Raw genomic sequence first — 12,976 nt, forward strand, 5'->3', positions numbered from 1 at the left:
ATGACCATCATCGCCATGTGGTCCGGGCCACGCAACATCTCCACGGCGATGATGTATTCCTTCGGCAACCGTCCCGACTGCACCGCCTGGGACGAGCCCTTCTATGCCTTTTCGCTCGTCCACCACGGCAACGACCATCCGATGCGGGACGAGATCATCGCGGCTGGCGACAGCGACTGGACCAGCCTGGTCAGGAAATGCCTGACCCCCGCCGAAAGACCCGTTTTCTATCAGAAGCACATGACCCATCACATGCTGAAAGGCTATGACCGCGGCTGGATCAAGGGCCTCACCAACGCGTTTCTGATCCGCGATCCGCGGCGCGTCCTCGCCAGCTACACGAAGAAATGGTCGGATGTGAGCCTGCGCGACATCGGCTTCATCGAGCAGGCTGAGATCTTCGACATGGTGGCCGATGATCTGGGCCGGGCGCCGCCGGTGATCGATGCCGATGACATTCTGGCTGATCCAGAGACCCTTCTCGCGCGGCTCTGCACCGCTTGCGGCATCGGTTTCGACACATCCATGCTGATGTGGCCGCCGGGGCCCAAACCCTTCGATGGCGTCTGGGCGCCGCACTGGTACAACGCGGTGTGGGCCTCACGCGGGTTTGGTGGGCCTGCGCAGGACCAGTCTACCCTGCCTCCGGCGCTGCAGCGCATCGCGGACGAGGCGCAACCGTTCTATGAAAAACTGAAGGCGTTCCGGATTTAGAGCCAGATAAGTCTGGAGCATCGGACGATCAATCGAACGCAGGTTTTCGAAGCAAGAAACCCGTCAGTGCCCGGCTTGACCGGGCATGATGAGCATTCCGTGGTTTGAGATGCATACCAATGATTGCCCGCTGCCATGGAAACAAGCGCAGGTTTTCTTCCCCCTTGAGGGGTCTTCAGCGAAGTGGGCGCCGAGCAACCAGTGCGGTTTGTTTTCGATCTGCCAGCGCGCGCGGACCGCCGCGCGAGCCGTCCCGGGGCTGAACAAGCCGGAGATGATACCGTAGCGCGCCGTGGGCCCGCCGGCGTCTCCGTCTCATCCCGGATCATGCAGAAACTCGCGGCCGACTTTCACCCGGCGGACGCCATCGTAGCGGATGATATCGGCGGTCGCGTAGGTTTCGGTCAGCGTCGCGGGCAGGAAGCTTCCGGTTCCGACCATGTCCAGCGGCGCCCGCGCCGCGCCCATGATCTGGCATTTCTGTGGGTCGAAGCCCGAAGAGCCGACGATGGTCGCCTGGCGGTAGCCCGCCTCGTCCAGCGCCCGGCGCACATGGATGATGGAGGCCGCCGACACGCCCTTGCCGAACAGGATGCGGCGCACCTTGTCGACCAGGATGTTGTTGGGGTCGAGCTGGAAGGCGCGGCCGCCCAGCACCTGCTCCACGATATTGTATTCGCCCTGCACGCCCAGCCAGTGGCCCACGGTTTCCACCGAGCGTTCGTAATCGAGGCCCTCGGCGAAGCGGCCGCCATGGGTGTCGAGCCTGACGCCGAAGCGCTTGCCTTCGCGGTCAAGCTTCGCCTCGTCATAGAACCAGCGGGCACAGCGGATCGAATCCGTCACCTCATGGCCGGTGTAGTCAACGAGCGCGGTCAGCGACGTTGCTTCCGGGATGCTGGCCGCGAACATCCGCATGGCCTTCAGCACATCGCCATCGGTGTAGCCCACCAGCGCATGCGGCATGGTGCCCATGCCGGCGGCGGCGCCGAAGAACGGCGCCGTCAGGTCCTGCGAGGAGCCGACGAAGCCCTTGACCGCGGGGTCGGCGCGCTTGGCCGCCGCCGAGCCCACCGACGCGCCATAGGCGGCGAGGATGTTCATCTCCGCGCCCGAGCCGTGGCGGGCATGCATGTCCATGAACGCGACACCGGGCATCGCCCGGCACATTTCATAGGCGTTGTTGGCCGAGACACAGGGAAAGCCGATCTTCTGCAGCATCAGCGTCTCGATTTCGGAGAGCCTGGCCATCGAGCCGGTGATCTCCAGCATCTTGGATTCGGAGGGCACGATGCCGCCCTCGGGGTAGAAGCGCTTGATCTCCACATCCGGCACGAAATGGCGGATCAGCCGGATCGCCGGCTCCAGCGCGGCCACCACGCGGCGGCGCATGAACACCGCGAAGGTGACGCGCGAATCGCCATTGGCCGCCACGATGCGGCTGGTGTTGGAGAAATACTTGTCCGTCTGCGCCATCACCGGCCCAGCGCACAGCGCCAGCGCGATCAGGCGGTCGAGAATGGCTTCCTGTCCGGGGCTCAGCGGGGCGGGCTTATCCATGGCCGGGCACTGTGGCCCGGAAAGCGCCGGGCGTCAAATCGGAGGGGGTTACTTGCCGTCCAGAAGCTTCGCTACCAGCACATCGATCCTCCGGGCAATGCCCGCTTCGGTCAGCGCATCGCGCACCAGCTTGCGGGCGCGCTGGAACTTCCCCCCGTCCGGCAGTTCCACCAGAGCTGCCAGCCTCTCGGCCTCTTCGGCCAACGCGGCGAGATCGCGGTGCAGTTTTGAATTCGGATCAAAGGCGGGCCAATTCAAGTTGAACATAACCTTGGCAAAATCCCGCGCGCCCCACTGCCCCCTGCTCTGAAACTTTTCAACCCGCTTGCGCGTCTCTTCGCTGTTGAAAAAAGCGGAAAGGAATCTGGCTTCAGCAACTGTCTGTACGCTTGACCAGTACAACGCGAAATCAATAACCGTCTTTTCGTCCTGCACGACAACTGAAGCCTGCAGTGTGCCTGACCGGCAGTACAGCACACGAATACCACCCAGCGGAAACTGCGAACCGAGCTTGCCATAGTAATCAAGCTGTTCGACCAACGACATGTTTGCCGCACGGTTCTCATTCCAAACCCGTTCCGCCGCCTTCATCCATGACGTGAGGCCGGAATAGCCCCTGCTGGCGGCGGCTTCCGAGTCCAGCACCACGCCTTTTTCGGTCACCGGAATCACGGCCTCAAAAGGCTGGAACACCCGGTAAGGCAGAATGCTCTCGCCCAGCAAAACGGGTCTGATGAACTCCGCCTCCACCCGGCCCTCGATACCGGGAAGCGATTTCCAAGGCTCTTTTTCCTGATTGTTGCGGCGGCTGACCACAAACGGCGCAGACCTGTCAGCCCCCAGCCTGCCGCCGGTCTGGCCGCGTTCCACGAGGCACAGCATGCGCGGAACCAGCGTCGCGCCCTGGCGGAACGCCTTGCGGTAGGCGGACCCCGCTTCAAAATTCGCCTCATCGGGACGCGGCGCATCATCCGTAACGCGCAGATGCCGGTCCGCCAGTTCCTCCGGCGCGTCGCGGTATGGCAGATCGCCGGAAAAGGCTTTGACGATTTCCGGCACGGGCTTCGACAGCGCCCGCTTGCGCGCGAACAGCACGCAGGACGGAACGGGAAACAGCGGCTGCACGCTGTCGTCCATGGTCCAGGCGGCGTCATAGGCAAGGCAGGTCGAATGAAACGAACCACGCCGAAGTTTCGCAAACTGGCCGCGCGTCAGCGCCGCGAACGGCAAAACGAATGCAATGCGTCCGGCGGCGCGGACATAGAGCGCTGCCGCCCGCACCATGAACAGCGCGCAAAGATCGTTCTGAGTGGCCAGCTTGCCGCCCACATAAACGCGCTCGCCATTGGCAAGTTCCTTGAACTTCTTCTGGAGGTCGGCACTCATGTGGCGCAATGCCACCCATGGCGGGTTGCCGACCACCACATTGGCCCAGCCGCCCGCCGCCGAGAAAGCGAGTGGGCGGGAGAGGTTACGGGCCACATAGGCCCACACCGAATCGCGGCCTTCGCGACGCAGGCGGTCGAAGACGACATAGGTCTTGCCCATGTCCTTGATGGCGAACTCCTCTTCGTGGTTGATGTCGCGCTTGTAGTGTTGCTCGACGATGCGCTTCAGAGCCGCCTCGATCTGAGAGCGCCCGAGGCCTTCGAGCGAGCCGGAGCGCATACGTTCGATCGCCTTGTCGAAGAGCGCGGGGTCGCGGCAGAATGTGTCCGGGAAATCCAGCTGCTCGCGGCCGTTCTCCGTCGTGCCGCTGGCGCTGTGGCCCGCTTCAGAGGGCGGCACCTTGATGGTGAGTTCCTTGCCGCCCATCCACTCCGAAATCGACAGCTGCATCGCATCGCCGAGATAAACGGGAATCGACACTTCACCTTCGCGCCCATCCAGCGCAGGCGCGAGCGCCAGGAGATAGGTCACCCGCGCGATGATCACGGCAACAGGATGAATGTCCATGCCCGCGACATGCGCGGTCACTTCCGCCGCGACGCGGTGCTGCTTCATGCCGGCATCCTTCGCCTCGGCAATGAAGTTCCGCACCGCGTGAAACAGGAAAGCGCCGGAGCCGCAGGCCGGATCGAGTACGCGCTGCTCTGTTGGCCGGTCAACCGCCTGCCGGATAACCTTCGCCGCCAGCCAGTCCGGCGTGTAGTATTCGCCAAGCCCGTGCCGCTCCGACCGGTCGATCAGCGATTCGTACAGCACCTTCAGCACGTCCGACTGCACTTCGCGGAGGCGGAAGCGCCGCACATGCGCCATGATGCGGCGGACCAGATCCTCGCCTTCCGGGCTGGCCACCGCCCAGTCGAAGAAATCGCTCTCAACCGCGCCGAATATGTTCAGCCGCTGGAAGCTTTCGCCGGAGAGGAGCCGCTTCGGATCGTCCTCGTTTACGTCCAGCACCGCGAGCGCGATGGCCTTGGCGACGATCACCAGGTAGCTGTGCTGAAACCAAAGCTCGTCATTTTCGATTTCCTTGCCATAGACGAGCTTCAGAAGCGAAGCCCAGAGCTGGCGTTTCAGGAGCGTCGCCTTGTCGTTCTTCAGAGCGGCCCACAGCTGACGCAGCCCCCCGCTGGCGCGGCGATAGGCAACCGATCCCTGCCCCAGCTCCGCCCGGATATTGATAACGTCGGGAGGAAGCGAGGACTTCAGCGCCACCGCGCCGTCAAGCCAGGCCAGAAATTCGGATGGCTTCTCCGGATCGAGGACGGTGTCCTTTATCTTCGCAAGACGGCCTTCGGAGAGCTCGAACACCGACCACCGCAGGCCATCTGACGCCAGACCCACGAAGCGTTCGCGCTCCTCGGCCTCGCGGTCCCTGAGATAGTCCGGCATGCGCCGCTCGACATCGGCCCATTCCTTGGCAAGATTGGATTTGGCCTCGAAAACGGTGCGCCCGATCAGCGCGTCGAGGCGTCCCTTCACTTCGGGGATGCGGCGCTCGAATTCGAGATTGGCGCGGTCGACCTGGAATTCCTCGATCAGCAATTCGCGGAAATCCGCCTTGACCTCGTCATGGCCCGGCTGGCCCGCGAGATGGCGCAGGATATCAGTGGTCCGGCTGTTTGAGGTCTTGGCGGGGTTCATCAATCAATTCTAGGTCTTTTGACGGTTCTTAGAAAGCGATCAAGCTTTCAGGGCCTGCCAACATGGCATAATACATCTTATCGATTCGGGAGACCCATGAGCCACCTCCAGCCAAGCCTGTTCGGAGACGATCAGCCGGACCTGTTCGGACCCGCCCCGGTCCAGCCGCAGGCCTACCGGGTGAAGCCGCAGCATGTGATCAACCGGTTCATCGAATTCGATGCCGAGTTGCGGGAGGCGGGGGTCTGGCCGTGGGACGCGCGGCGGCGCGCGGCAGTTAGCCGCCGCCCCTGGCCCGATCTTTTGGGCCCGCTGCGCGCCAACGGCTGCGAGGCCGAGGCTGCGCATTGGCAGGCGGTGATGGCTGGCCATGCCGGGCGGCTGGACGCCCTGACCCCGCCCGAGCCGGACGACCCCGAAGCTTAAGCCTTGAGCGACGCCCTTAGCGAGGCCGCGCCCATGTGCAGGAGGTCGACGTCCACCGCCGCCGCGAGGAAGGTAAATCCCAGCTTGCCGAAGGCCTTGATCGCCTCGGCGCTGCCGCCGAAGGCTCCGGCCACGAGGGCGTTTTTCTGCGCCGCCGCCGCCACCCTGGCCATGGCCTCCAGCGTCTGCGGCCCGGTCTTGTCCACCCGCGCGCCGCCCGAGAGCGTGATCGACAGGTCGGACGGACCCACGAACAGCCCGTCGAGGCCGGGCGTGGCGGCGATGTCATCGAGATTGGCCAGCGCTTCCACCGTCTCGATCATGGCGAACACCATGGTCAGCCGGTTGGCGGCCTTGAGATAGTCAGGCGCCGCAAGGCCTGAGGCCTGCAAGGCCGTATAGCCTCCCCAGCTCCGGGCGCCGATGGGCGGGTATTTGGCGGCCCGCACCAGCGCTTCCGCCTGGGCGCGGCTGTTGATCATCGGCGAGATGACCGCCACCGCGCCGGCGTCGAAGGCCTGGCCGGGGGTGGCCGGATCGTTCCACAGGGCGCGCACCATGGCGGGCCGGCCGGCCGCGTTGATGGCGGCGATCATCGGCACGGCATCGGAAAAGCCGATCATGCCGTGCTGCATATCGAGGCAGACGCCGTCCAGCGGCAGCCTGGCCACCTGGGCGGCCAGCGCCGCCGAGGGCACCGACATCCACGAAAACAAGAACGGCTCTGACGAGGCGAGCCTGGCGCGGAGGTCGAACTGGGCGGCGGCCACCCTAGCCCGCCGCCTTGATCTGCTGCACGGCGGTGGCCATCAGCTCGTCCATGGTGCGGCGGATCTGGTCATCCGCAACGCCGGCGGATTTCGCCTCAAGATCGGACCTGATCTTGCGGAACACGTCATCATCGCCCGCCTCCTGGAAATCCGCCATCACCACGGATTTCGCATAGGCCTCGGCGTCGGCGCCGGAAAGCCCAAGCTTTTCAGCAGCCCACAGGCCCAGAAGCTTGTTGCGGCGGGCCGCCGCCTTGAACATCAGCTCCTCGTCCAGGGCAAACTTCTTCTCGAAGCCTTCCTCGCGCTTGTCGAACGTGGTCATCCATATCTCCCGTTACGCAGTGAGCGCCTTGAATAAGCCACCTGGGCCCGCCAAATCAACTGAACAAACAGTCATTGTGCAGCGCACCATGATGGGCTAAGGCGCCTGTGCATCTTGGGGAAACAAGTTCCCGATTCCATGACGGAACTGGCGCTCGCCGCCATCCGGGTCTAAACCGGACAAGGTAGATTGAGGGACTGGACAAGGATAGCGGATGATGAGCAGCAGGCGCACCCGGATCTACGAGGGCAAGGCCAAGATCCTCTATGAGGGCCCGGAACCCGGCACCATCGTGGTGCACTACAAGGACGACGCCACCGCCTTCAACGCCCAGAAGAAAGCCGTGATCGAGGGCAAGGGCGTGCTCAACCAGCGGATTTCCGAATTCATCTTCCAGCGCCTGAACGAGCTCGGCCTTCCCACCCATTTCCTGCGCTCGCTGAACATGCGCGAGCAATTGGTGCGCGAAGTGGAGATCGTGCCGCTTGAAGTCGTGGTGCGCAACGTGGCGGCGGGCTCCCTGGCCAAGCGGCTGGGCATCGAGGAGGGCCATCCCCTGCCCCGCTCGATCATCGAATTCTATTTCAAGAACGACCAGCTGGGCGACCCGATGGTCTCCGAGGAGCATATCACGGCCTTCAACTGGGCCTCGCCCCAGGAAATCGACGACATGATGCACATGGCGATCCGCATCAATGATTTCCTGTCGGGGCTGTTCCTCGGCATCGGCATCAAGCTCGTCGATTTCAAGGTCGAGTTCGGAAGGCTCTACGAGGGCGACATGATGCGGATCGTGCTGGCCGACGAGATCAGCCCGGATTCCTGCCGCCTGTGGGACATCAAGACCCAGGACAAGCTCGACAAGGACCGTTTCCGGCGCGACATGGGCGGCCTCATCGAGGCCTATCAGGAAGTGGCCCGCCGCCTCGGCATCATCGCCGAGGGCGAGAAGCCGGAGCGCTCCAAGCCCAAGCTGGTGAAGACGGACCTGCACTGATGAAGGCCAAAGTTACCGTCACCCTGAAATCAGGCGTGCTGGACCCGCAGGGCAAGGCCATCGCCGGGGCACTGGGCCATCTGGGCTTCGCCGGCGTGGGCGAGGTGCGCCAGGGCAAGTATTTCGAGATCGAACTCGCCGAGACCGACCGCGCGAAAGCCACCGAACAGGTGAAGGCGATGTGCGAGAAGCTGATCGCCAACACGGTGATCGAGAATTACCACATCGACGTGGGCTGACATGAAATCCGCCGTCGTCGTGTTCCCCGGCATCAACCGCGAGCGTGACATGGCTCTGGCGCTGGAAAGCGTGACCGGCGTGAAGCCGGTCACCGTCTGGCATGCCGAAACCGAACTCCCCAAGGTTGATCTCGTGGTGGTGCCCGGCGGCTTCTCCTATGGCGATTACCTGCGCTGCGGGGCGATCGCGGCGCGCTCGCCCATCATGCAGGACATCCGCGCCAGGGCCGCGAAGGGCCTCAGGGTGCTGGGGGTTTGCAACGGTTTCCAGATCATCACCGAGGCCGGGCTGTTGCCGGGCGCCCTGGTGCGCAATGCCGGTCTCCGCTTCGTCTGCCGCCAGGTGCGGCTCCGGGTCGAGAACAACCGCACCTTCTTCACCAACCGCATGGCGGCGGGGGCCGTTGTGTCCTGCCCGGTGGCGCATGGCGAAGGGAATTACATCTGTGATGCAGAGACCCTGAAGCGGCTGGAGGGCGACAACCGCGTGGTGTTCCGCTACGTGGAGGACACCAACCCCAACGGCGCCACCAACGATGTCGCCGGCATCATGAGCGAGACGGGCACGGTGATCGGCATGATGCCGCATCCGGAAAACATGATCGAGCCCCTGCACGGCCGCACCGACTGCCGCCCGCTGTTCGAAAGCCTGCTGGCCGCCTGACGGCCACTTGCTCCGCCCCCCTGCGGATTAACGATTGGCCTTTCGCGCAAGGCGCTTTACAGTTTCGCCATAATCGCCCTCCAAGAGCAGGCCATGCCAGACGCGCCGCAGCCTTCGCCCTATTCACTCGCCGACCCGGTCCAGTTCGCCCAGAACATGGCCAGGGTGTTCGAGCAGGCGGCGGAGATCGCCCGGCTGATTGCCGAGCGCCCCCAGCCGGTGCTGGGCGAGGCCGAAACCCAGCTCACCCCCATGGAGCAGGTCACCAAGACGCTGGGCGCCGTGGCCCAGGCCTATATGAGCGATCCGCAGAAGCTGATGGACGCCCAGATGCAGCTGTGGAATTCCTATGGCCAGCTCTGGCAGAACGCCTGGGCGCGGGTGCTGGGCCAGCCGGCCCCGGCGGTGGCCGAGCCCGGACGCGCCGACAAGCGCTTCAAGGACAAGGACTGGCAGGAAAACGCGGTCTTCGATTTCCTGAAGCAGTTCTACCTCATCTCCGCCAACTGGGCCCAGGAGATGGTAAAGAACGCCGAGGGCGTGGACGAGCACACCAGGCGCAAGGCCAGGTTCTATGTGGAGCAGATCGCCAACGCGGTGTCGCCGTCCAACTTCGCGCTGACCAACCCGGAGGTGCTGCGCACCACGCTCGCCACCAGCGGCGCCAATCTGATCGACGGGCTGGAACACCTGAAAGAGGACATGGCGGCGGGCGGCGGACGGCTGCGCATCCGCCAGACCGACATGACGGCCTTCGAGATCGGCCGCAACATCGCCACCACGCCGGGCAAGGTGGTGTTTCGCAACGAGACGTTCGAACTCATTCAATACGCCCCCACCCAGGCCGAGACCCATGCGATCCCGCTGGTGATCTTCCCGCCATGGATCAACAAGTTCTACATTCTCGATCTCAACGCCCGGAAGTCCTTCGTGAAATGGGCGGTGGACCAGGGTCTCACGGTGTTCATCGTGTCATGGGTGAACGCCGATGAAGGCCAGGCGCGCAAGAGCTTCTCCGACTACATGCGCGAAGGCTTCCTCGAGGCGATCCAGGCGGCGCAGGACGCCACCGGCGCCGAGAAGGTGAATGTGATCGGCTATTGCATCGGCGGCACGCTCACCGCGGCATCGCTGGGCTGGATGGCGGCGCAGAACGACAACCGGGTCAACTCCGCCACCTTCTTCACCACGCAGGTCGATTTCGAGAAAGCCGGCGATCTGCTCGTCTATGTCGACGAGGAGCAGGTCAAATGGATCGAAGGCCGCATGAAGGACAAGGGCTATCTGCCCGGCGCCCGGATGGCCGATGCCTTCAACCTGTTGCGCTCCAACGACCTGATCTGGTCCTATGTGGTCAACAACTACATGCTGGGCCGCGAGCCGATGCCCTTCGACCTCCTGTACTGGAACGCCGATTCGACGCGCATGCCGGCGGGTGTGCACTCTTTCTATCTGCGCGAATGTTACATGGCCAACAAGCTCTCGCAGGGCAAGATGGTGCTCGACAATGTGCGGATCGATCTCCGGAAAGTGAAGTTGCCCATCTACAATCTGGCGGCCCGCGAGGACCACATCGCCCCGCTTGCCTCGGTGTTCCGGCTCGGCCGCTATTTCGGCGGCAAGACCCGCCTGGTGGTGGCGGGATCGGGGCATATCGCGGGCGTCGTCAACCCGCCGGAGGCCAACAAGTACCAATACTGGACCAATGAGACCGGCGCCGCGACGCTGGAGGACTGGCTCAAGGGCGCCGCCGAGCACCCCGGCTCCTGGTGGCCGGACTGGGGCCGCTGGATTGCCGGGCAGTCGGGGCCGAAAGTGAAGGCGCCAAAGCCCGGCAGCGGCAAGCTGAAACCGATCGAGGATGCGCCAGGAAGCTATGTGCGTGTAAAATCCGAACCATGAGACCGATTCTCGCCCTGCTGTTCACCCTCGCCCTGGCCGGCCCCGCGCTGGCCCAGGACGATGCCGCCTTGATCGCCGAAGGCAAGCGCCTGGCGGAAATCAACTGCGCGCGCTGCCACAACCTCGCGGCTTCGGGCGAAAGCCCGCTCACCGATGCCCCGCCGTTCCGCGAGATCGCCAAGAACTATGACCGCTACGAGCTGGTCGACGGTTTCATGGAAGGCCTCGCGGTGCGCCATCCGCTGATGCCCGACTGGGACGTGACGGAACCGCAGGCCGAGGCGCTGACAGCTTTTGTGATGAGCCTCGGCACCGGAGAGAAGGCGGCGAGCGACCCCGCGACGCGCGGTTTTGAACTGCTGCAGACCAGCTGCGCCCGCTGCCACGCCATCGATGCCGACAGTCTTTCGCCCGAGCCCAAGGCGCCGCCATTCCGGGACGTGGTCAAGAAATATGATCCGGCGGCGCTGGAAGAAGCCCTCGCGGAAGGCATCGTGACGGGCCATGAGAAGATGCCGGAGTTCGAATTCGCGCCCGACGACATATCGGCCATCATCGCCTATCTCGACACCTTGAAGACGCCGTAGCGCGCCAGTCGGGCGGATAACGGCGAAAATCGGCCCGCTCATCCGCTGTGGAACACCTGGGGTCCAGTGATCGCGCGAGAACTCAAGATACAGCTTTTGATTGCGTGTTGCGGGGTGTCTCGCTATAATTCGCAATGATTTGCGTGAAGGAACACTGATGATGACCACCACTTTTTATCGCTGCATTTTCCTTAGGTTTTTCAAGGCGTTGTTTGCTGTTGCCCTGCTCGGAGGGCTGGCCGCCACCGAGGCCCAGGCTCTGGACCTCACGCTGACAGTGGGAAACACCGAGCGCCGGGCCATCGTGGTCAATGAGCCGCCAGCCGGCGAAATCCGCCCCGTGGTGCTGGTGCTTCACGGCGGGCGCGGCAGCGCGGAAGCGCAGCAGGCGCGCACCGGCTTTGACCAACTGGCTCTGCGTGAGGGTTTTATGGCCGTCTATCCTGAAGGCACGGAGTATGGCGCCCAGGGCTTCCATGCCTGGAACACCGGCTACCTGATGCGCGATCAGGTGGCCACGGCCGATGACGTCGCCTTTTTCGACGCGCTGATTGACCGGTTGATTCAGCAGTACGGCGCCGACCCCAGGCGGATCTACATGACCGGCGGTTCCAACGGCGGCATGATGGTCTTTGTCTATGCGGTACAGAGGCCGGCAAAGCTTGCCGCGGTTGCGCCGGTGGTCGGCGCCATGTTCAGTTTCGGTCGCAAGCCGTCCGTGCCCGTGCCGATCATGATGATCAATGGCGCCAAGGATGAGGAAGTGCCGATCAAGGGCGGCATGAGCCGTAACCCACTGGTCAGGCAGGCACAGGCCGCGCCTTACAAGTCGCTTTCGGCAACGGTGTCCTTCTGGGCGAAGGCAAACCGTTCGGCCAGAAAGCCGGTGACCTCGGTCCGGGGCACGGTGAGAACCCAGACCTATGCAGCAACCCGGGACGGCGCCGTGACCATCTCGGTGGTGGATTCGGCCGCGGGCCACGGGTGGCCCGGTATCGCACCGTCCGGGCGCGGCAATACGCCAATCCAGTCCTTCGATGGAGCGGAGAAGGTGTGGTCCTTCTTCAAAACCCAGGCGCGGCCCTGAGCCGTTACGCCATCCTCCGCCTCGGCTGTTCCATCGTCTTGCCAGTCGAGCCGCGATTGTCGCGCCGCATATCTGGCAGAAACGTCACGCAAGCCGCCCACCGGAGTTCCAGCGTCTGCCCGGTTGTGGCGGTGCGCCGTTCGAACGACATTCCGCGCGACGGCATGTCCCGGCATCGCGGAAAGCAGCGCCCCGCAGGGGACGGTCCGGGCCGCCGCAGCCTGCCGGGTCTTGCCAAGACCTGCCCGGGTGAGTCATGAAGCGGTGTCACTCCCCAACTGAAGGGTCAAAATCTTGGTTTATGCCCCCGCGGCGGACGTACCGCCAGCCCAGCGGCCGATCACCGCTGACAAGCTTTCCCTCACCCGCGGTTTCGCGTCCTGGATGGTGACCCAGAATCTTAGCCTCGCCTTCAGCTCCTATCAATCGGGCCGCGTCTATCTGGTCGGCGTCGATGCCCAGGGGCGGCTGGCCATTCTTGAAATCATCATGGGCCGCGCCATGGGCCTGTGGGCGGATGACCAGCGGCTGATCGTGGCCGGCCACAACCAGGTCTGGGAATATGAAAACATCCTGATGCCCGGCCAGTCGCTGGAGGGCAAGGACCGCCACTTC

General features: G+C 64.0%; 13 protein-coding genes. 9 read left to right on the top strand and 4 right to left on the bottom strand.

All coding sequences use genetic code 11. The features are described 5' to 3' along the window. Nucleotides 1-714 (top strand): hypothetical protein, encoded by a 714-nt coding sequence (locus ACKOED_RS16420; protein WP_408917706.1) that lies wholly within the window; start codon nt 1-3, stop codon nt 712-714. A 315-nt stretch (nt 715-1,029) separates the two neighbouring features. On the opposite strand, the gene ACKOED_RS16425 is transcribed toward ACKOED_RS16420, so the two are convergent. Both ACKOED_RS16425 and ACKOED_RS16430 read right to left on the bottom strand, forming a co-directional pair. Further along, on the bottom strand, nt 1,030-2,274 hold the full coding sequence (locus tag ACKOED_RS16425; RefSeq protein WP_408917707.1) for a hypothetical protein: 1,245 nt from the start codon (nt 2,272-2,274) through the stop codon (nt 1,030-1,032). Nucleotides 2,275-2,322: 48 nt separating this feature from the next. Beyond that, the gene (locus ACKOED_RS16430) at nt 2,323-5,364 is read right to left on the bottom strand and encodes an N-6 DNA methylase (protein WP_408917708.1); all 3,042 of its coding nucleotides are present in this window, start codon (nt 5,362-5,364) and stop codon (nt 2,323-2,325) included. Between the two features lie 96 nt (nt 5,365-5,460). Between ACKOED_RS16430 and ACKOED_RS16435 the strand changes: the two genes are divergently transcribed. Then, nucleotides 5,461-5,790, top strand: a complete 330-nt coding sequence (locus tag ACKOED_RS16435; RefSeq protein WP_408917709.1) for a hypothetical protein — start codon at nt 5,461-5,463, stop codon at nt 5,788-5,790. Here ACKOED_RS16435 and ACKOED_RS16440 read toward each other — a convergent pair. Beyond that, complete coding sequence (locus ACKOED_RS16440) at nt 5,787-6,560, bottom strand: HpcH/HpaI aldolase family protein (protein WP_408917710.1); 774 nt, start codon at nt 6,558-6,560, stop codon at nt 5,787-5,789. The genes ACKOED_RS16435 and ACKOED_RS16440 overlap by 4 nt on opposite strands. 1 nt (nt 6,561) lies before the next feature. After that, nucleotides 6,562-6,885, bottom strand: a complete 324-nt coding sequence (locus ACKOED_RS16445) for a DUF1476 domain-containing protein (RefSeq protein ID WP_408917711.1) — start codon at nt 6,883-6,885, stop codon at nt 6,562-6,564. Between the two features lie 217 nt (nt 6,886-7,102). On the opposite strand from ACKOED_RS16445, the gene purC reads away from it, so the two are divergent. The 7 genes from purC to ACKOED_RS16480 form a co-directional block, all read left to right on the top strand. After that, nucleotides 7,103-7,882 carry a phosphoribosylaminoimidazolesuccinocarboxamide synthase gene (purC, locus tag ACKOED_RS16450; RefSeq protein WP_408917717.1) on the top strand — a complete coding sequence of 260 codons (780 nt, stop codon included), beginning with the start codon at nt 7,103-7,105 and terminating at the stop codon, nt 7,880-7,882. After that, nucleotides 7,879-8,121 (top strand): phosphoribosylformylglycinamidine synthase subunit PurS, encoded by a 243-nt coding sequence (gene purS / locus ACKOED_RS16455; RefSeq protein WP_408917718.1) that lies wholly within the window; start codon nt 7,879-7,881, stop codon nt 8,119-8,121. Before purC ends, purS begins: the two co-directional genes overlap by 4 nt. A 1-nt stretch (nt 8,122) precedes the next feature. Beyond that, a complete protein-coding gene (purQ, locus tag ACKOED_RS16460; protein WP_408917712.1) occupies nt 8,123-8,785 on the top strand; it encodes a phosphoribosylformylglycinamidine synthase subunit PurQ in 663 nt (220 codons plus the stop codon). 93 nt (nt 8,786-8,878) lie between these two features. Continuing rightward, a complete protein-coding gene (locus ACKOED_RS16465; protein WP_408917713.1) occupies nt 8,879-10,687 on the top strand; it encodes a PHA/PHB synthase family protein in 1,809 nt (602 codons plus the stop codon). Next, nucleotides 10,684-11,274, top strand: a complete 591-nt coding sequence (locus ACKOED_RS16470; RefSeq protein WP_408917714.1) for a c-type cytochrome — start codon at nt 10,684-10,686, stop codon at nt 11,272-11,274. The genes ACKOED_RS16465 and ACKOED_RS16470 overlap by 4 nt, the downstream gene beginning before the upstream one ends. 157 nt (nt 11,275-11,431) lie before the next feature. Next, the gene (locus ACKOED_RS16475) at nt 11,432-12,361 is read left to right on the top strand and encodes an alpha/beta hydrolase family esterase (RefSeq protein ID WP_408917715.1); all 930 of its coding nucleotides are present in this window, start codon (nt 11,432-11,434) and stop codon (nt 12,359-12,361) included. A 294-nt stretch (nt 12,362-12,655) separates the two neighbouring features. Beyond that, nucleotides 12,656-12,976, top strand: a 321-nt coding sequence (locus ACKOED_RS16480; RefSeq protein ID WP_408917716.1) for a DUF4915 domain-containing protein, incomplete at its 3' end; no start/stop codon positions are given.

Source organism: Aestuariivirga sp., from assembly GCF_046093005.1.
GTDB lineage: Bacteria > Pseudomonadota > Alphaproteobacteria > Rhizobiales > Aestuariivirgaceae > Aestuariivirga.

Coding starts and splice junctions, on each gene's coding strand:
- ACKOED_RS16435 (WP_408917709.1), top strand. CDS start 5,461: ATGAGCCACCTCCAGCCAAGCCTGTTCGGAGACGATCAGCCGGACCTG.
- ACKOED_RS16445 (WP_408917711.1), bottom strand. CDS start 6,885: ATGACCACGTTCGACAAGCGCGAGGAAGGCTTCGAGAAGAAGTTTGCC.
- ACKOED_RS16470 (WP_408917714.1), top strand. CDS start 10,684: ATGAGACCGATTCTCGCCCTGCTGTTCACCCTCGCCCTGGCCGGCCCC.
- ACKOED_RS16420 (WP_408917706.1), top strand. CDS start 1: ATGACCATCATCGCCATGTGGTCCGGGCCACGCAACATCTCCACGGCG.
- ACKOED_RS16475 (WP_408917715.1), top strand. CDS start 11,432: ATGATGACCACCACTTTTTATCGCTGCATTTTCCTTAGGTTTTTCAAG.
- ACKOED_RS16465 (WP_408917713.1), top strand. CDS start 8,879: ATGCCAGACGCGCCGCAGCCTTCGCCCTATTCACTCGCCGACCCGGTC.
- purQ (WP_408917712.1), top strand. CDS start 8,123: ATGAAATCCGCCGTCGTCGTGTTCCCCGGCATCAACCGCGAGCGTGAC.
- ACKOED_RS16425 (WP_408917707.1), bottom strand. CDS start 2,274: ATGGATAAGCCCGCCCCGCTGAGCCCCGGACAGGAAGCCATTCTCGAC.
- ACKOED_RS16430 (WP_408917708.1), bottom strand. CDS start 5,364: ATGAACCCCGCCAAGACCTCAAACAGCCGGACCACTGATATCCTGCGC.
- purC (WP_408917717.1), top strand. CDS start 7,103: ATGAGCAGCAGGCGCACCCGGATCTACGAGGGCAAGGCCAAGATCCTC.